Source organism: Pseudomonas sp. B21-023 (genome assembly GCF_024749165.1).
GTDB lineage: Bacteria > Pseudomonadota > Gammaproteobacteria > Pseudomonadales > Pseudomonadaceae > Aquipseudomonas.
The window spans coordinates 2,311,204-2,329,807 of sequence record NZ_CP087190.1 but is presented as its reverse complement, the minus strand read 5'-3'; the positions used below and the strand labels follow the sequence as shown (position 1 = coordinate 2,329,807).

Below are 18,604 nucleotides of genomic sequence, written 5' to 3'. Positions count from 1 at the left end.
TGCGCCGCGCGGGCGGCGCTCGATCTCACAGGCGCTGCAACTCTCCCGCCCCCTCAACCCTGGCCCAGCGAGTGCCCCTCGGCCATCGCCACAATCACCTTGCGCGGGCCTTCGAATGGCGCGCGGGCATGGGCGGCGAGCATGTTGTCGAGCATCATCACGTCGCCTTCCTGCCAGAGGAAGCTGATCTTGCAGCCCTCGAGCACCGCACGGATCTCGTCGAGCACTTCATCCTCGATGGGCGAACCGTCACCGTAGTAGACGTTGCGCGGCAGGTCTTCCTCGTCGACGATGTCCAGCAGGCTTTCCCGCACCTCGGGCGGCAGGTTGGAAATATGGAACAGGTGCGCCTGGTTGAACCAGACCTTGTCGCCGGTGACCGGGTGCTCGGCCACCGCCTGGCATACCTGGCGCGTGCGCAGCTCACCGTCATCCTTCCATTCACAGGTGATGCCATGGGCCTTGCAGTAGGCCTCGACCTCCTGCGGATCCTCGGTATTGAACACATCCTCCCAGGACACATCCAGCCCGTTGCCAAAATTGCGCACGTACATCAGGCCCTTGCTGACGAAGCGCTCGCGAATGTGCGCCGGTACCCTGCGATAGACCTCGCGACTGTCGGCTATCGGCGTCTGGCCGCCGGACTTTGCCGCGATCATGCTGTAGAACCAGATCTTCATCGGCCAGTCGCGCGAGTACGCCTGCTCGTTGTGCAACGGGATGTGCTGGTGCGCCGGATACTCGGTGGAGGTGTAGACCCCCTGGGTGACGTTGGTGCGCGGCGTGGAGCCGAACTCGTAGTTGAGCAGCGGATGGCCGAAACTGGCGGCGAACTGACGGAATTGCTCGGCGCCCTCCAGGCGGAAACCACGGAACAGGATGCCGCCATCGCGCAACAGGTGCTCGTCCACCAGCACCTTGAGCTCATCGAACACATCCAGCAGGCTGGTGTCGTCGTCACCGGCCTCCACCAGCAATGGCAAACGTCCCTGCTCCGGCAAGAGCGGACGCACTGTAAATCCCACAGCAACACCCATGACGGGCCTCCTGTACACACCTAAGGAAAAGGGAGCGACGGCCCAGGGGCACGCTCGCATCCGGTGATAGGGGGACGTTTCGGGGCGCAGGCAAATTAGTCCCTGCGCAGGAACCCGCAGCAACAGGCAGGGCAACCTGGAAACACTTGCTTGCAATTACCCCATCAGGTTTTGCCCTGCTCATGCGTCTCTTTCTGATACGGCCGGGCAATCCGCCCCTTAATTCGCCATTGACACTGTGTACCCATGTCGAAAAAGTCACGCTCGAAAATCTGGTTCCTCGTGCACAGCTGGCTGGCGCTGCCCATCTGGTTCTTCGTGCTCATCGTCTGCGTCACCGGCACCCTGGCGGTGATCAGCAAGGAGATCGTCTGGCTGGCCAATCCGGAAACCCGCGCCAATCCGCCTTCGGATGACGCCCGGCGGTTGTCCTACGACGAGCTGCTGGTGGCCATGCAGCGCGACGAGCCCGGCATCGCCGTGGCCAGCCTGATGACCCTGAGCGAGTCGCACTTCGCCATGCTGTCGGATGTCACTTACCCTGACGGCCGCACGCTGAGGGTCTACGTCAACCCCTACACCGGGCATATCCAGGGCGTTCCCCCGCAGTTCAACTTCGAGGAATTCACCCGCGCCCTGCACGGCTGGTGGCTGGTGCCGCACACCAATGGCTACAGCTGGGGCTGGTACCTGGTGTCACTGCTCGGGCTGCCGATGCTGGCTTCGCTGGTCACCGGCCTGGTGATCTACAAACGTTTCTGGAAAGGTTTCTTCAAGCCAACCTTGCGGTTCAATCAGGGCGCGCGGATCTTCTGGGGCGATTTCCACCGCCTGAGCGGCATCTGGTCGATCTGGTTCATCGCGGTGATTTCCATCACCGGCACCTGGTTCCTGATCAAGGCCCTGCTCGCCGACAACCATATCGCCATCTCCAGCCAGCCCATCGTGCCGGTGGTGGCACGGGAGACGGTGCCACTGACCGCCGACGGCAGTCCGACGCCGATGATCAGCCCGGACGAGGCCGTCAGGATCACCCAGCGCGAAATCCCGGGTTTCACCGTCGACTACGTCGGCTTCCCCAGCAACGCCTATGCCCATCTGAGCATCGGTGGCATGAGCTGGTATCCACTGGTGTACCAGAAAGCCGAGATCAACCCTTATACCGGCAAGATGGAAGCCAGCCGCTTGCTGGGCGATCGCAAGGCGGTTGAAATCGTCACCGAGTCCATGCGCCCGTTGCACACCGGCGAGTTCGCCGGCCTGACCACCAAGCTGATCTGGTTCTTCTTCGGCCTGCTGCTGAGCATGATGGTGCTCAGCGGCCTGCTGATCTGGAGCAAACGTACCGCCCTGGCCACCGCCAACGCGCTCAAGCGCAGCCAAAAGCAGGCGCGCACGGCCAAGCAGCCGGTTGCAACGGAGGTCACGTCCAGTTCTTGAAACATTTTCTTTCATTTGCTTTGGCAGCTTTCTGATTCTCATTCGTCCTTACTTATGCAGCCCTCCAGGTTGAGCACAGACTCGACCGTATTTTTTTATGCAGAAGACCGACCGATGGCCCGACAATCGAGAAAGAAATCCAATTCCAAGCTGTGGTTTCTGGTGCACAGCTGGCTTGCCCTGCCGATCTGGTTCTTCGTCCTGATCGTCTGCTTCACCGGCATGCTCGCGGTGGTCAGCCAAGAAATCGTCTGGCTGGCCAACGCCGACGTGCGCGCCAGCAAGCCCGACGACGACAGCCAGCGCATGAGCTACCAGCAAGTGCTCGACGCGATGCACAAGGCCGAACCGGACCTGGCGGTGCGTTTCTTCAGCCAGCCGGACGGTTCGCACTTCGCCCTGCAGGCCTCGGTGACCCGCGCCGACGGCACCAACGCGCTGCTCTACGTCAACCCGTACAGCGGGGCCATCCAGGGCCAGCGCCCGGACTTCGACTTCGAAGCCTTCACCCGCGCCCTGCACGGCTGGTGGCTGGTGCCCTTCAGCAACGGCTACAGCTGGGGCTGGTACCTGGTGTCGCTGCTCGGGCTGCCGATGCTCGCCTCGCTGGTCACCGGGCTGGTGGTGTACAAGAAATTCTGGCGCGGCTTCTTCAAGCCCGTGCGCACCGGCCATGGCCGGCGGATCTTCTGGGGCGACCTGCACCGCCTGGCCGGCGTGTGGTCGATCTGGTTCATCGCGGTGATCTCCATCACCGGCACCTGGTTCCTGATCCAGGCGATCCTCGGCGACAATCACGTGACGATTTCCAGCGAGCCCGTCACGCCGGTGATCGCCCGCCAGCAGGTCCCGCAAACCCCCGACGGCAGCCCGGCGCCACGCATCGACCTGGACGAGGCGGCGCGCATCGCCACCCAGGCGGTCCCGGGCCTGGACGTCAGCTTCATCTCGCTGCCCGCCACCGCCTACAGCCACTACAGCATGGGCGGCCGCGGCTGGTACCCGCTGATGTTCCAGACCGCCGAGGTCAACCCCTACACGCGCAACGTCGACGCCCAGTTCCTGCTCGGCGACCGCTCGGCCCTGGAGTTCGTCACCGAATCCATGCGCCCCCTGCACACCGGTGACTTCGGTGGCCTGGCGATCAAGCTGATCTGGTTCTTCTTCGGCCTGGTGCTGACCTTGATGGTGTTCAGCGGCCTGCTGATCTGGACCAAACGCACCGCCCAGGCCACCCGCGCCGCCCTCAAGCGCGGCGAACGCCCGGCGCGCCCAATCACCCTGGAGGCCCACTCTTGAGCCAGACCGACACCCTGCCGCCCAGCGGCCTGAAGCAGCTGTGGCTGAAATGGCGCTTCCACCTGAACATCCTGCTGATCCTCGTGCCGCTGGGCTTCATGCCCAAGTACTTCGCCGACGCCAGCCTGTTCCGCGGCGACAGCGGCCTGGGCGCCAACATCATCCAGGACGTCCAGGTCGGGCGCTGGACACTGGACCTGGCCGAGCTGCGCGACGAAGCCCCGCGCGCCGAAGGCCCGGCCGGCTACTTCAAGGCTTTCAACGCCGCCTGCGGCAACTGCAACGACGGCGCCAAGGCCATCTACCTGCGGGTGGGCAAGCCGCGCAGCCTGCGCGCCGCCGGCACGATCTTCTTCGGCGCGCCGGCGCGCATGGGCACCTCGTTGCCGATCCCGCCACGCACCCGCCCCGACGCCGACATCTGGATCACCATCGAAGGCTGGGACGGCAAGATGTACCAGGCCTCGGTGCCGCTGGCCAAGGCATCCCCCGCCACCGCGGCCTGGCTTGAAAAACAAGGAGGCAACAAATGAAACAGCTGATGCGCAGGCTGGCCCTGCCCCTCTTGGCCCTGGCCGCCACCCCGGCGCTGGCGCACAACCCCATGTGCGAGTGCACCGAGCACGGCGAGCAGATCACCTGCAAGGGCGGTTTCTCCGACGGCAGCGGCGCACCGGGGGTGACCCTGGACGTGATCGGCTACGACGAACAAGTGCTGGTGGCGAGCAAGCTCGGCGATGACTCGACCCTGACCTTCAAGCGCCCCGACGGCGAGTTCTACGTGCTGTTCGACGCCGGCCCCGGCCACGTGGTGGAAGTCGACCACGCCGACATCGGTGCGCCATGAGCCGCGCCCAGGTGGTGCGCCCGGCCGGTGCCGGGCACGAGACCCTCTACGTGCTGCTGGCCGCCGTGCTGATCGTGGTGCTGGCCGCAAGCGTGGTGGCCGTGCGCGGCGAACGCGAGGATGAACAGGCCATCGCCGCCCACCAGCTTGACGCCCGCCGCGACCTCAATGCCGCCGAACAGGGCATCCACACCGACCTGTGGGTGGCCGTCGAGGAGATCCGCGCACTGCGCGAGGACAATGGCGTCGCCCCGGATGCCCAAGCCCTGGCCGACGAGGGGCTGCCACCCTTCGTCAGCGACGCCAGCAGCCAGAGCCGCGGCAGCCACCAGTGGTCGTTGTTGGCCAACGGTGCCTACCTTGGACGCAGCCAGGACGCCCAGGTGGCCGGCAGCTTCCTGGTGATCCTGCCAGCCGCCAGCGATGCCCAGCCGGATGTCTGGCTGCGCCGCGACAGCACCGCCCTGCCCCCGGACGCGCTGGACAGCGATGCGCTGATCGCCGCCGGCTGGCAGCAGATCGTCACCCACTACGACGCCGGGGTCACCCGCCAACACCGTCACTAAGGACCTGCCCATGCTCCGCTTCGCCCGCCACACCCTGGCGCTGCTCCTGGCCTGCGCCCTGCCCGCCCTGGCCCTCGCCGACAACGGCAAGCCCCTGCGCATCGGCATCACCCTGCATCCCTACTACAGCTACGTGAGCAACATTGTCGGCGACAAGGCCGAAGTGGTGCCGCTGATCCCGGCCGGTTTCAACCCGCATGCCTACGAGCCGCGCGCCGAGGACATCAAGCGTATCGGCAGCCTCGACGTGATCGTGCTCAACGGCGTCGGCCACGACGACTTCGCCGACCGCATGATCGCCGCCAGCGAAAAGCCCGACATCAGGACCATCGAGTCCAACGCCAACGTGCCGCTGCTGGCGGCCACCGGCATCGCCGCCCGCGGCGCCGGCAAGGTGGTCAACCCGCACACCTTCCTGTCGATCAGCGCCACCATCGCCCAGGTCAACAACATCGCCCGCGAACTGGGCAAGCTCGATCCGGACAACGCCAGGTTCTATACGCAAAATGCCCGTGCCTACGCCAAGCGCCTGCGTGGCTTGCGTGCCGAGGCCCTGGCCAAGGTCACCCAGGCGCCGGACGCGACCTTCCGCGTGGCCACCATCCACGCTGCCTACGACTACCTGGTGCGTGACTTTGGCCTGGAAGTCACCGCCGTGGTGGAGCCTGCCCATGGTATCGAGCCGAGCCCGGCGCAGTTGAAGAAGACCATCGACCAGCTCAAGGCGCTGGACGTGAAGGTGATCTTCTCGGAGATGGACTTCCCCTCGGCCTATGTCGACACCATCCACCGCGAGTCCGGCGTGCGCATATACCCGCTCACCCACATTTCCTACGGCGACTACACCAAGGAGAAGTACGAGGTGGAGATGAAGCGCAACCTCGACACCGTGGTCCAGGCCATCCAGGAGAACCGCACGTGACCGCCGCCGCCAACTTCACCAGCGCCTGCGGGCCGCGCATCGAGTTCGACGGCATCGACCTCACCCTCGGCCGCACGCGCATCCTCGAAAACGTGCGTTTCAGTGTCGCCCCGGGCAGCGTACACGCCATTGTCGGCCCCAACGGCGGCGGCAAGAGCTCGCTGATCAAGACCTTGCTCGGGCAGATGCCGCACCAGGGCCAGCTGACCCTGCACTGGCCCGGCGAGCGCGAGGTGATCGGCTACGTGCCCCAGGCCCTGGAGTTCGACCGCGGCCTGCCGATGACCGTGGACGACTTCATGGCCGCCATGTGCCAGCGCCGTCCGGCGTTCCTCGGCCTGTCGCGGCGCGTGCGCCCGGAAATCGACGCGGCGCTGCAACGGGTGGGCATGCTCGACAAGCGCAAGCGGCGCATGGGCGCCCTCTCCGGCGGCGAGCGCCAGCGCGTGCTGCTGGCCCAGGGGCTGATCCCCGAACCGCAGTTGCTGGTGCTGGACGAGCCGATGTCGGCCCTCGACGAGGCCGGTATCCAGGTGTTCGAGCAACTGCTGCACGGCTGGCGCCAGGCCGGCACCACCGTGCTGTGGATCGAGCACGACCTCGAAGCGGTGCTACGCCTGGCCGACCGCGTCACCGGGCTGAGCCGCCAGGTGCTGTTCGACGCCCCACCAGCCCAGGCCTTGACTCCCGAGCGCCTGCTCGGACTGTTCTCCGTCCACCCGCGCAGCGAGAGCCTTGCCTGATGAGTTTCGAAACCTTGCGCCAACTGGTCCAGGACTGGGCCACGGCTGGCTATCTGCCCGAGGCGCTGGCCTATGGCTTCGTGGTCAACGCCCTGCTGGCGGGCGTGATGATCGGCCCGGTACTCGGCGGCCTGGGCACCCTGGTGGTGGTCAAGCGCTTTGCCTTCTTCTCCGAGGCGGTCGGCCACGCGGCGCTCACCGGGGTGGCCATCGGCATCCTGCTCGGCGAGCCCTACACTGGCCCGTACGGCAGCCTGTTCGGCTACTGCCTGCTGTTCGGCATCCTCCTCAACTTCCTGCGCAACCGCACCGGTCTGTCGCCGGACACCCTGATCGGCGTGTTCCTCTCGGTGTCGCTGGCCCTGGGCGCAAGCTTGTTGTTGATGCTGGCCGGCAAGATCAACGTGCACATCCTCGAGAACGTGCTGTTCGGCTCGGTGCTTACCGTCAGCGCCCAGGACCTGCTGGTGCTGGGCATCGTCGCGGTGCTGGTGCTGGCGCTGGCACTGCCGTTGTACAACCGCATCATGCTGGCCAGTTTCAACCCGCAGCTGGCGGCGGTGCGCGGGGTGGCGGTGAAGACCCTGGACTACCTGTTCGTGGTGCTGGTGACCCTGGTCACCGTGGCCTCGGTCAAGGTAATCGGCGCGATCCTGGTCGGCGCCCTGCTGGTGATCCCGGCGGCGGCGGCACGGCTGGTCAGCCAGTCGCTCAAGGGCTTCTTCTTCGTCTCGGTGATCATCGCCACCCTCAGTACGTTGCTCGGCATCCTGCTGCCGATCGTCTTCGACCTGCCGGTGCCCTCGGGCGCGGCGATCATCCTGGTCGCCGGGATCTGCTTCGCCCTCGCCGCCCTGGCCCGCGCCCTCGTCCCACGCCTGCAAGGAAACCCGGCATGAACCTGAAAAAACTCACCCTGGCCCTGGCCCTGAGCGGCCTGCCGCTGCTGGCGGGCGCCACCGAAGTACTGACCACCCTGCCGGTGACCCACAGCCTGGCCAGCGCCTTGCTCGAGGGAACCTCGGTGCAGCTCAAGCGCGCCGCTCCGGCCAACCTGCCGGCCAGCCGTCAACCTTCGTATTTCAGCGGCCGTGGTGGCGCCAGCCTGCAGAAGGTGGCGCAACAGGCCGACGCGGTGATCGGCGTGCGCTCGATATGGCGCGACGACCCGCTCTACCCCATGGCCCGGCGCAGCAATATCCGTATCGTCGAGATCGACGCCGCGCGCCCGGTGGACGGCGCCCTGCCCGGCATCGCGGTCAAGGGCGACGAAGCCTTCGCCGCCTACCCCTGGCTCAACCCAACCAACCTGGGGCGCATGGCTGACGTGGTGGCCAATGACCTGGAGCGCCTTTCGCCAGCGGACAAAGCGAAGATCCAGGCCAACCTGGCCGGTATCAAGCGGCAGATGCTGGAGCTGACCGCCAACAGCCAGACGCGACTGGCCGAGGTCGACAACCTGACCGTGGTCAGCCTGTCCGAACGCCTGGGCTACCTGGCCAGCGGGCTGAACCTGGACGTGGTCGAGCAGGCGCTGCCGGCCGACGACAAGTGGGACGAAGCGGCGCTCAAGGCGCTTGGAGACAACCTCAAGGCGCAGGACGTGGCGCTGGTGCTGCACCATCGCCAGCCCGATGCCAAGGTGGCAGAAGTGATCGCCGCCGCCGGGGCGAAGCTGCTGGTGGTGGAGAGCGACGCGGACGATACCGTGGCCGGGCTCAAGGCCAGTGTCGAACAGGTGGTCAAGGCGCTCGGTCAGGGCTGATCGCCATGGGAGCGGGCTTGCACCCGCGATTGCAATGCCGGCCCTATCGGGGGGCAAGCCCGCTCCCACGCTGCGACAGCTTCAGCGCTTCATGCAACGCTGATAACGCTCATCCACCCTGCCGGCAAACCAGGCCGTGGTCAGCTTGCGGGTGATTTTCGGGCTCTTCAGCTCGATCCCCGGCAGCACCGCCCTTGGCAAGGGCTTGCCAGCCTTGGCTTCGGCCAGGGCGAAGACCTTGTGGTAGAGCTCGGTCTCCTCCAACGCCAGGTCATTCTCTTTCTCCAGCTGCGCCCTGATCTGCGGATTGCGCAGCCCCAGCTTCGCCCCCAGCTTGCGTGCCGCCTGCTCGGTGGTGCCGGGCATGATCGCGCCGGGGGCGATCAGGTCGCCGTCGAGCGCCAGCGGCACCCCACTGGCCCGGCTCAGCGCCGCCTGGAACGCGGCGTTGCGGCTGGCGTACCAACCCGCGTTGAAGTCGGCGAAGCGGTACAGCTGGCGCGGGTAATGGGTGGGGTAGCCCAGCAGATGGGCGATACCGAAGTACATCCCGCCACGGCGGCTGAACACTTCCTGGCGAATGCTGCCCGGGTGGTCGTAGGGATAGCCTTTGGCGTGTTGTTCGGCAAAATCCACGCTGACCTGCATCGGCCCGCCGGTGCGCACCGGGTTCAGCCCGCCCAGCAGCGAACGCCCCAGCGGCAGGCCACCGATCACCTCGTCGTACAGGGCGCTCAACTGCTTTTCACTGCGCACGGCGAGCAGGCGTTGCTGGTAGGTCTTGCCGTTGGCCGAAGGCGTGCTCAGGGCGCCATCGACCAGCAGCCGGGGCACATGCAGCCGAGCTGCCCGGCGGTCGATCTCTTCCCGGGCGATGCGGCCCAGGTTTGGCACTTGAGGGTCGGCATTGAAGGTGGACTCCTGCTCGGTCACCGCCAGCACGGCGCACAGGTTGCTCTTGCTCGGGCTGATGCCCTGGGCCTGAAAGGCCACCTGGATATCCTCGGCCCAACCCTGGCGGTCCTTGACCTGGGCCGGCAGCAGGCGCATGAGCTGGGCGCGGACCTTGGCCGGGTCGGCCTCCGGCGCCTCTTCGCGGCGCCCCGCGCAGCCCTGCAGCAGGCCCAGTGCCAGCAGCCCGAAGGCCAACAGACGCCCGTTCAGGGTTGCTCCCCCACCAGGTAGGTCTTGCTGATCTGGCGGAACAGCGGATGGCTGGAGCTGCGCAGCAATTCGAACAGCACCATCTCGCGGGTGACCACCTGCGCCCCGGCATCGCGCATGCGCGCCAGGCCCGCCGCCTTGCTGGCCGGGGTGCGGCTGTCGCAGGTATCCTCGACCACGAACACCTGCTTGCCCAGGGCCAGCAGGCCGAGCACGGTCTGCAGCACGCAGACATGGGTCTCCATGCCACAGACGATCACCTGCTCGCGCGCCAGCAGGCTGGGCGGCAGGCATTCGGCGGCGACGCAGGAGAAGTGCATTTTCTCGACAATCTCAGCGGCTGGCGCCGCGGCCTTGAGGGTGGCCAGGGTGTGGCCCAGACCCTTGGGATACTGCTCGGAGATCACGGTGGGCAGCTCGAGTTCGGCGGTTGCCGCCAGCAGCCAGCGGGCGCGGGCCGCCGTGCCCTCGGGATCGCTCATCGCGCCGATGAGCTTTTCCTGGATATCGACGACCAACAGCGTGGCCTTGCGAGGATCGATCAGCATTGTCAGCCTCATGCCTGGGAAAAAGGCTAGCCTTACCCAGGCGCGGGATGACGTCAATCAAAGCAGCACCTGGGCAAGTTGCCGTTGCCGTTGCCGTTGCCGTTGCCGTTGCCGTTGCCGTTGCCGATCAGGAGTCTAGCGCCCTACCCAGCTAGCGACAGCTGCGTCATCCCAGGCGCCGCCCGTAACTTCGCGACTTCAGGAGGCCGAACGGAGGTCTTGCGGAGGGAGGTGACGGGCATGGATGCCCGTCAAGCGCTGCGCCCCAGGATGGGGCGTTCAGCGCGGTCCTCCCGGGAGCAAGGCCGGAGTGAGGGAACCCGGAGCGAAGCGGAGGGCCGGATGAATGGAGCGCAGCGTTTTTTGGTTACTTTTTGTCGCGTTTGACAAAAAGTGACTCGCCGGGTGGCGAAAGGGTGAATATGCGTCATTATAGCAAATGAATGCGCTTACAACTGTAAAAACCCACGCCAATCGCATTTGACTTTGACTTTGACTTTGACTTTGACTTTGACTTACACAGCGTATGTTTTAAAAGTTATATACGCATTCATTTACGATGGTGACGCACAATCACCTTTCCGCCCTTACGGCGGGTCCCTTTTTGAAGGATCAAAAAGGAACCAAAAAATCCTCGCTCCATTCATCCGGCCCCTACGCTTCGCTCCGGGGTCCCCTCACTCCGGCCTTGCTCCCGGGAGGACCGCGCTGAACGCCCCATCCTGGGGCGCAGCGCTTGACGGGCATCCATGCCCGTCACCTCCCTCCGCAAGACCTGCGTTCGGCCTCCTGAAGTCGCAATTTGTGTCGCCTGAACTATCGCGCACTTAGAAGCAAGAGCAGAGCAAGAGCAAGAGCAAGAGCAAGAAAATAAGTTTTGGACTGGGAGTTGGAAGTTCTTATATGCAGTCAGGCCTCTCGCCGACAACCGGGCGTGAGGCCACTGCAGAATTATCAAACTGTAAGACGAATTCTATAAACCGCCCTGTCCATCACGCACAAAGCCGCAATGGCTCCAACGTCCTGCACAGCACATCAAGCACACGATCTTCATGCTCATGTATAAAGAAATGCCCTCCCGGAAACTTCGCCAGCGAATACTCGCCAACCGTCTCCCGCCCCCAGGCCTGCAATTGTTCATCATTGGCGCGATCGTTCTCGCCGGCGAATACATGCAAGGGACATTGCAATGGCAGGCGCTGCTCATACGCATAACGGCCGCAAAGCAGGAAATCCGCCTGCACGATCGGCAAGGCCAGGCTCATGAGCTCTTCGTTGGCCAGCACCTCCTCGGAGGTGCCACCGAGCTTGCGCAGTTCGGCGATCAATTCGGCATCGCCACGCGGTTCGGTCCATTTGCCACCGGCGTAATCCTCGCGCCGGGTCGGCGCCGCAGTGCCGCAGGCGAACAAGGCCACTGGCGGCGGGCAGCCGAGTGCACGCAACTCATGGGCCAGCTCGAAGGCGACCAGCGCCCCCAGGCTGTGCCCGAGCACGGCGTAAGGCGCATGGGTGACAGCGCGCTGCTCATGGGCCAACTGCCGGGCCAGGGCCCGCAGGTCGGTGTGCAGCGGATCGCCCATGCGCGCGCCGCGCCCGGGCAGCTCTACCGGGCGCACCTGCAGCCAGGCCGGCAGCTTGCGTCGCCAGCGGCTGTAGACCATCGCACTGGCACCGGAATACGGCAGGCACAGCAGGTTCAGGGTCGACACCGCCTTACTGCGCCACGGCTTCGGCCATCTTCTGGCGCAGGCTCAGTGGGCGCATGTCGGTCCAGACTTCGTCGATGTACGCCAGGCAGTCCTTCTTCAGGCCGCTCTTGCCCACCGCGCGCCAGCCATTGGGGATCGCCTTGTAGTCGGGCCAGATGGAATACTGCTCTTCGTGGTTGACCACTACCTGGAACTGGATATCGTCGCGGTCGAAAACGGAAGTCATTGCCTGTCTCCTTGAATGATGAGGGCCGAACGCGCCGGGCGCAGGGCGGCTTTCATGAAAACGAAAGGCGCGCGGGGAAAATTAGGCCATTGCTCGTGGTCTTGCCAAAGGAGGGAAGCCCGCATGTCTTGCCGGGCTGCCACAGCGTACCTGGCAACACAGGCTACATCGCCTCGCTCCCCCACCCCAAGGCTTTGTACAGCGCAATCGCATCCAGGTACGAGGCCGTCTCCGCCTCCGCCACCTCGCGCTTGATCGAGAACAGCGCACGCTGGTTCTCGAGCACCGCCAGGTAGGTGCCGGCCCCGCGCCGATAGCGCTTGTTGGCAATGTCGATGGCCTCGCTGCCGTGCCCGGCGGAGGCCACCAGGCTTTGCAGCCGCGCCTGGTTGCGCACCAGTTGCGTAACGGCGTTCTCCACTTCCTCGCGGGCCAGCAGCACCGCCTGCTGGTAGCGCGCCTGGCTGCCCTCGGCCAGCGCCTCGCGCACCCGCAGGCGGGCGCGGGCATTGCCCAGGCGCAAGGCCGGCCAGGTGACCATCGGCGCCAGCTCATAAGCGCGGGCCGCGCTGCCCAGGTCGCCGCTGCGCAAGGCGAAGAAACCGATGAAGCCGCCCAGGTCCAGACGCGGGTACAGCTCGGCCGTCGCCGCGCCGACATCCTCGGTGCTGGCCGCCAGCTCACGCTCGGCACTGACCACATCAGGTCGCTGGCCAATCAGCGCATCAACGTCACCCAGCGGCAACTGCCGCGCCAATGGCGGCAGGAACGGCGCGGCGCCCTGCTCCTGGCTGCCCGGCACCTGCCCGGTCAACACATCGAGGCGATAGCTCGCCTGCTCGATGGCCGCCTGCAACGGCGGTACCGCCGCCTCGCTGAGCAACAGGTTGGCATGGGCGTTCTGCTGGTCTTCGTACTGGCCACTGCCGGCGCGCACCTGGGCGCTGGTCAGTTGCAGGGTCTCGCGCCAGGCCTCGACCTGATCCTCGGCCACCACCAGGCTGCGTTTGAGCCCGAGCTTGAGGTAGTAATTGCGCGCCACCTCGGCGGCGATGCTCAAGCGCACCTGGCGAAGGTCAGCCGCCGCCGCGTCGGCACGCGCCTCGGCGGCGTCGGTCAGGCGCTGCAGGCGGCCGAACAGGTCGATCTCCCACTGCACGTCGAATCCGGCGCGGTACTGCTCGGTGCGCATGCGCCGCGGGTCGCTGCCATCGGCCGGTTGCTGCTGCTCCAGGCTCTGGTTGTAGCCAGCGCGGGCGGTGACCCAGGGGTAGCGGTCGAGGCTGCGGTCGTCGAACAGCGCCCGCGCCGCCAGCAGGTTGGCATGGGCCTGGCGGATATCGTGGTTGTTGACCAGGGCCTGGTCGACCAGACGCACCAGCTGCGGATCGTCGAAGAACCGCCACCACTGCTCCGGCATCTCGCCACGGGCGGCGAAGGCGGCGCGCTGCGGACTGTGCAGACCACTGGCAGGTGCCTCGGGCTTGCGGTAGTCGGGGCCGACGCTGCAGGCCGACAAGGCCAGGGCCAGCAGGGATACGACGAATACCGGCTTCATGGCTGCCCCTCCAGGGTTTCGGCCAACGATCGGGCCCGTGCCGAACGCGCCGTGCTGGCATGGTCACGGGCCAGCAGGCTGTAGATGGTCGGCAGCACGAACAGGGTGAACAAGGTGCCGACCAGCATCCCGGTGACAATCACCACGCCGAGCCCGAAGCGGCTGGCAGCACCGGCACCGGAGGCGAACAACAGCGGGATCAGCCCCACCACCATGGCCGCCGTGGTCATCAGGATCGGCCGCAAGCGGATCTGCGCTGCCTTGCCGATGGCCGTGCGCCGGTCCAGGTGCTGCTCGGCCTGCAAGGTGTTGGCAAATTCGACCATGAGGATGCCGTGCTTGCTGATCAGACCGATCAGCGTCACCAGGCCGATCTGCGTGTAGATGTTCACCGTGGCCACCCCCAGCGCCAGCGGTAGCAGGGCACCGCTGATCGACAGCGGCACGGTGATCAGGATGATCAGCGGATCGACCAGGCTTTCGTACTGCGCCGCCAGCACCAGGTAGATCACCACCACGGCGGCGAGGAAGGCCAGCATCAGGGCGTTGCCCTCCTGCTGGTACTGGCGCGCGTCGGACTGCCAGTCGATGCTGAAGCCCGCCGGCAGTTCGGCGGCGGCCTGCTCGAGGAAGGCCACGGTGTCGCCCAGGGTGACGCCGGCCGCCGGAATACCCTGGAAGGTCGCGGCGTTCTGCTGGTTGAACTGAGTCAGGCGGTTGGGCTCGACCTGCTCGCTGACCTGCACCACGGTGGACAGGGGCACCAGCCGGCCCTCCTCGCTGCGCACGTACTGCCGGGTCAGGGCCTGCGGGGTCAGGCGCTGGTCACGCGGGCTCTGCGCGATCACATCATAGGAGCGGCCATCCAGGCCGAAGCGGTTGAGGTAGTTCTCGCCCACCAGCACCGCCAGCGACTCGCCGATGTCCTGCATGCGGATACCCATGCTGTTGGCCTTGGCCCGGTCGACCCGCACCTGCACCACCGGGTTGTTGTAGTCCAGGTCGCTGTCGACCACGGCGAACAGGCCGCTCTGCCGCGCCTTGGCCTTGACCTGCTCCATGGTGTCGAACAGCACCCGGTAGTCCTGCGAGCTGCGCAGCACCATCTGCACCGGCAGGCCACCGGTGGAGCCCGGCAGCGCGGGCAGCTGGAAGGCGAAGATGCTGGTGCCCTCGACATCGTTCACCGCCGCCTGCAGGTCGAGCTGGATCTGCGAGGCATTGCGTTCGCGCTCGCCCCATGGTTGCAGGTTGATGCCGCCGATGCCCGAGGCGATGCCGTCGCTGCCGTTGATGATCCAGGTGCTGACGGTCTCTGGCAGGGTCCGGTAGACCGCGTCGAGCTTGTCGGCGAAGCGCTCCACATAGGCCAGGTTGGCGTGCTGTGGCGCCTTGATCGCGGTGAGCAGCCCGGCCTGGTCCTCGGTCGGCGCCAGTTCGCGCTGCGGCAAGGCGTACAACAGCGGCAGGCTGACCAGCACCAGCAAGGCGAAACCGACGCTGATCCAGCGGTGTTTCAGCGAGAAGCCCAGCACATGGGCGTAGCGCTCGGCCAGCCAGTCGAAGAAACGGTTGGCCGCATGGGCCATGCGCCCCTCGGACTGGCGGGCGTCGAGCAGGAACGAGCTCATCACTGGCGACAGGGTCAGGGCCACCACGCCGGAGACCACCACCGCCCCGGCCAGGGTCAGGGCAAACTCGCGGAACAACGCGCCGGTCAAGCCGCCCATCATGCCGATCGGCGCGTACACTGCAGCCAGGGTGATGGTCATGGCGATCACCGGCCCGGCCACCTCACGGGCGCCGATCAATGCCGCCGCCACCGGCGTGCGCCCTTCCTCGATATGGCGGTGGACGTTCTCCACCACGACAATGGCGTCGTCCACCACCAGCCCCACCGCAAGCACCATGGCCAGCAGGGTAAGCAGATTGACGCTGAAACCGAAGGCCAGCATCAGCGCCGCGGCCCCGAGCATCGACAGCGGGATGGTCACCACCGGAATCAGCACCGTGCGCAGCGAGCCCAGGCACAGGTAAATCACCACCACGACGATTGCCAAGGCCTCAAGCAAGGTCTTGGTTACCTCGTCGATGGAGGCCTGGATGAAACGCGCCGTCTCGAAGGCAAGCTCCGCCTTGACGTCCGGCGGCAGGGTCTGGCGAATCTGTGGCAGCAACTGGCGAATGCCGTCGACGATCACCAGCGGGTTGCCGCCCGGGGTGGCGAACAACCCCAGGTGCACCGCCGGCACGCCGTCCATGCTGGCGCTGGTCTCGGCCGAAGCCGCGCCCAGCTCGACCGTGCCGATGTCGCGGATGCGCACCAGGCCGTTGCCGTCGTTGCGGATCACCAGCTCACGGAAGTCGCCGACCGAGGTCAGGTCGGTGTCGACGCGGATATTGGCGATCACATACTGGCCCTTCACCTTGCCCGGCGCCGCCTGGTAGTTGTTGCGGCGCACCGCCTCGGCCACGTCGGCCGCGGTCAGGCCCCGGGCGGCCAGGCGCGCCGGGTCGATCCACAGGCGCATGGACAGGGTCTGGCCACCGAACACCTGGACCTTGGCCACACCCTCGATGGTACTGAGCAGCGGCTCGACCACCCGGGTGAGGTAGTCGGTCATGGCCGGGATCGGCAGGCTCGCGCTGGCAAAACCGATGTAGGCCACGGCCGTGGACTCGCCCGCCGAACGCTCGATCACCGGATCGTAGGCCCGCTCCGGCAGGCGGAAACGCACCTGGTTGACCTTGGCCATCACCTCGGTGAGGGCCTGGGTCGAGTCGCGGTTCAGCTCCATGCGCACGGTCACCAGGCTACGGCCCTGCACCGACGAGGACGACAGGTAGTCGATACCTTCCACCGACGACACCGCCTGGGCGATCGGCTGAGTGACGAAACCCTGCATCAGCTCGGCGGGGGCGCCGGGGTACTCGGTGGTCACGGTGATGGTCGAGCTTTCCAGCAAGGGGTACTGGCGGATCGGCAACTGCAGCAGCGACAGCAGCCCCAGCAGCAGGATCAAGGTGCTGACCACCAGCGCCAGCACAGGCCGGCGCACGAACAGGTCGGTGAATGTCATGGCGTTTTCTCGCTGGGGTCAGGCGCCGCTGGCCGGGGCCTGCAGGGTGTCTTCGGTGGCTTGCACGGCGGCGCCGTCGCTCAGGCGCAACTGCCCGGACACCACTACCTGGTCGTCCTCGCGCAAGCCCTGCTCGATCACCACCCGCCCGGCCTGGCGTTCACCGGTCCGCACCGCCACACGCTGCACCACCAGGGCATCGGCGGCGGCATCGTGGCGGGCGACGAACACCGTGTCGCCGTAAGCGGTATAGGCAACGGCGGTTTCCGGCACGGTCAGCACCTGGCCGTCATCGGGGCTGGCAACCTGCACGCTGGCATACATGCCGGCCGACAGGCGCGCATCGGGCTTGGCCAGGGTGGCCTGCACCTGCACCGTGCGCGAACGGCCGATCAAGGGGTCGATGGCGGTGATGTGCGCGGTGAAGGCCGTATCGGGGAAGGCATCCAACCGCACCTCGACCGCCTGGCCGGTGCGCAGCTGGGCGCTGAGCTGCTCCTCGAGGGAGAAGTTGACGTACAGGCGGCGGGTGTCGATCAGGCTGACCACCGGGTCGCCGACATTGAGGTACTGGCCCTGGTTCACCCGGCGGATACCCAGGCGCCCGTCGAAGGGTGCGCGCACCGCCTTCTGGGCGATCACCGCCTCGGTACGGGCCAGCTCGCCCTGGGCCATGTCGCGGGCCGCCAGGGCGTTGTCCAGCTGTTCCTGGGTGGCGGCGTTCTCGCGCAGCAGGTCCTTGACGCGCCGGTAGTTGGTCCGCGCATTGTCCAGCTGGGCCTTCAGGCGCAGGCGCTCGGCCTGCTCCGGGGCATCGTTGAGGGTGACCAGCACATCACCCTTGCGCACCTGCTGGCCGGAGCTGAAGTTGATCGCCGTCACCCGCCCGCCGATCTCGGCCGACACCAGCACCTGGTGCACCGCCTCCAGCTCGCCGACGCCGGCGAAGGCGCGTTTCTGCGGTGCTTTCTGTACCGTGGCCAGGGCCACCTTGACCAGGTGCCGCGGCGCGGCTGCCGTTGCCTGGGCCTCCCCGGTGTGGCGCCAGGCCAGGCCACCGGCGGTGGCCAGGGCCAGCACCAGGGCACTGCCAAGTATTGCCTTGCTATTCATTGCGCGTCCTCGCCTCAGGCCCAATCCAGGTTGAACAGGAAGAACGCCAGGGTCGCCCACAGCACCAGCACCAGGTGGGTGAGCTGCAGGCCTTCCTGGCGTATCCAGTAGCCGAACCACAGGCCCCCGAGCAGCATGGCGAAAGTGAAGGCGAGGAAGGCGCCAAGTGCCAGGTTCAACCAGGCCCGGGCCAGGAGCGGATCCTGGGCGACGATCAGCCCATAGGTGCCGACCCAGGCCGCCAGGCTGGCGACGATCTGCAGCAGCAGGATCACCAGCAGCGCGGCGCGGGCCAGGCCCGCCGAATGACAGGCCCTGCGCAGCAAGGGGAATTCGATGGCCGGCGGCTGGCGCAGTGGCGCCATGGCCAAGGTGGCGCCAATGGCGCCGACGGAGCTGGCGAAGGCCTGCAGGTTGTTCAATACCGCGATGCTCAGCCACAACGCCAGGCCCACGGCCTGGATGGCCTGGAACAGCCACAGGGAGGTGTGCAAATCCATATCAACGTCCGTATTGATGGCCTGGGCGGGACGCCAGGCAATTACACAAGAAAACGCTTGGATATTAGAGGCAGCCTTGCCGAT

Annotated in this window: 18 protein-coding genes; 9 read left to right on the top strand and 9 right to left on the bottom strand. The window is 66.3% G+C overall.

What is annotated here, in order from left to right; translation table 11 throughout:
* Positions 1 to 53: 53 nt before the first annotated feature.
* Positions 54 to 1,037 carry a TauD/TfdA family dioxygenase gene (locus LOY42_RS10675; RefSeq protein ID WP_139670407.1) on the bottom strand — a complete coding sequence of 328 codons (984 nt, stop codon included), beginning with the start codon at positions 1,035 to 1,037 and terminating at the stop codon, positions 54 to 56.
* 246 nt (positions 1,038 to 1,283) lie between these two features.
* Here LOY42_RS10675 and LOY42_RS10670 point away from each other — a divergent pair, with 246 nt between their 5' ends.
* The 9 genes from LOY42_RS10670 to LOY42_RS10630 all read left to right on the top strand — a co-directional run bounded on the left by LOY42_RS10670 (position 1,284) and on the right by LOY42_RS10630 (position 8,619).
* Positions 1,284 to 2,477, top strand: a complete 1,194-nt coding sequence (locus tag LOY42_RS10670; protein ID WP_139670404.1) for a PepSY domain-containing protein — start codon at positions 1,284 to 1,286, stop codon at positions 2,475 to 2,477.
* A 114-nt stretch (positions 2,478 to 2,591) separates the two neighbouring features.
* Positions 2,592 to 3,776, top strand: a complete 1,185-nt coding sequence (locus LOY42_RS10665) for a PepSY domain-containing protein (protein WP_258600553.1) — start codon at positions 2,592 to 2,594, stop codon at positions 3,774 to 3,776.
* Positions 3,773 to 4,309: a thiamine pyrophosphate-binding protein gene (locus LOY42_RS10660; RefSeq protein WP_094012606.1), complete on the top strand. Its 537-nt coding sequence runs from the start codon at positions 3,773 to 3,775 to the stop codon at positions 4,307 to 4,309. Before LOY42_RS10665 ends, LOY42_RS10660 begins: the two co-directional genes overlap by 4 nt.
* The gene (locus tag LOY42_RS10655; RefSeq protein WP_028692195.1) at positions 4,306 to 4,623 is read left to right on the top strand and encodes a hypothetical protein; all 318 of its coding nucleotides are present in this window, start codon (positions 4,306 to 4,308) and stop codon (positions 4,621 to 4,623) included. The genes LOY42_RS10660 and LOY42_RS10655 overlap by 4 nt, the downstream gene beginning before the upstream one ends.
* The gene (locus LOY42_RS10650) at positions 4,620 to 5,189 is read left to right on the top strand and encodes a DUF6162 family protein (RefSeq protein WP_111533129.1); all 570 of its coding nucleotides are present in this window, start codon (positions 4,620 to 4,622) and stop codon (positions 5,187 to 5,189) included. The genes LOY42_RS10655 and LOY42_RS10650 overlap by 4 nt, the downstream gene beginning before the upstream one ends.
* A 10-nt stretch (positions 5,190 to 5,199) precedes the next feature.
* Complete coding sequence (locus LOY42_RS10645) at positions 5,200 to 6,111, top strand: metal ABC transporter substrate-binding protein (RefSeq protein ID WP_139670400.1); 912 nt, start codon at positions 5,200 to 5,202, stop codon at positions 6,109 to 6,111.
* The gene (locus LOY42_RS10640; protein WP_110703810.1) at positions 6,108 to 6,854 is read left to right on the top strand and encodes a metal ABC transporter ATP-binding protein; all 747 of its coding nucleotides are present in this window, start codon (positions 6,108 to 6,110) and stop codon (positions 6,852 to 6,854) included. The genes LOY42_RS10645 and LOY42_RS10640 overlap by 4 nt, the downstream gene beginning before the upstream one ends.
* The gene (locus LOY42_RS10635; protein WP_110703812.1) at positions 6,854 to 7,753 is read left to right on the top strand and encodes a metal ABC transporter permease; all 900 of its coding nucleotides are present in this window, start codon (positions 6,854 to 6,856) and stop codon (positions 7,751 to 7,753) included. Before LOY42_RS10640 ends, LOY42_RS10635 begins: the two co-directional genes overlap by 1 nt.
* Entirely contained in the window at positions 7,750 to 8,619 is an 870-nt protein-coding gene (locus LOY42_RS10630; protein WP_139670398.1) for a metal ABC transporter solute-binding protein, Zn/Mn family, read from the top strand. Before LOY42_RS10635 ends, LOY42_RS10630 begins: the two co-directional genes overlap by 4 nt.
* Positions 8,620 to 8,700: 81 nt before the next feature.
* On the opposite strand, the gene LOY42_RS10625 is transcribed toward LOY42_RS10630, so the two are convergent.
* From LOY42_RS10625 to LOY42_RS10590, 8 genes are all read right to left on the bottom strand, one after another.
* A complete protein-coding gene (locus LOY42_RS10625; RefSeq protein ID WP_408981076.1) occupies positions 8,701 to 9,771 on the bottom strand; it encodes a DUF1615 domain-containing protein in 1,071 nt (356 codons plus the stop codon).
* Positions 9,772 to 9,779: 8 nt separating this feature from the next.
* Entirely contained in the window at positions 9,780 to 10,331 is a 552-nt protein-coding gene (locus LOY42_RS10620) for a hydrolase (protein ID WP_139670396.1), read from the bottom strand.
* Between the two features lie 992 nt (positions 10,332 to 11,323).
* Positions 11,324 to 12,043, bottom strand: coding sequence for a thioesterase II family protein (locus tag LOY42_RS10615; RefSeq protein WP_139670394.1), 720 nt, complete (start codon positions 12,041 to 12,043; stop codon positions 11,324 to 11,326).
* A gap of 4 nt (positions 12,044 to 12,047) precedes the next feature.
* Positions 12,048 to 12,269, bottom strand: a complete 222-nt coding sequence (locus LOY42_RS10610) for an MbtH family protein (protein WP_054889282.1) — start codon at positions 12,267 to 12,269, stop codon at positions 12,048 to 12,050.
* A gap of 163 nt (positions 12,270 to 12,432) precedes the next feature.
* A complete protein-coding gene (locus tag LOY42_RS10605; RefSeq protein WP_102685043.1) occupies positions 12,433 to 13,827 on the bottom strand; it encodes an efflux transporter outer membrane subunit in 1,395 nt (464 codons plus the stop codon).
* Positions 13,824 to 16,907 (bottom strand): MexW/MexI family multidrug efflux RND transporter permease subunit, encoded by a 3,084-nt coding sequence (locus tag LOY42_RS10600; RefSeq protein ID WP_102685044.1) that lies wholly within the window; start codon positions 16,905 to 16,907, stop codon positions 13,824 to 13,826. Before LOY42_RS10600 ends, LOY42_RS10605 begins: the two co-directional genes overlap by 4 nt.
* Before the next feature lie 18 nt (positions 16,908 to 16,925).
* On the bottom strand, positions 16,926 to 18,020 hold the full coding sequence (locus LOY42_RS10595; RefSeq protein WP_258600552.1) for an efflux RND transporter periplasmic adaptor subunit: 1,095 nt from the start codon (positions 18,018 to 18,020) through the stop codon (positions 16,926 to 16,928).
* Positions 18,021 to 18,034: 14 nt separating this feature from the next.
* Positions 18,035 to 18,520, bottom strand: coding sequence for a DUF2165 family protein (locus LOY42_RS10590; protein WP_110701571.1), 486 nt, complete (start codon positions 18,518 to 18,520; stop codon positions 18,035 to 18,037).
* Positions 18,521 to 18,604: the final 84 nt, after the last annotated feature.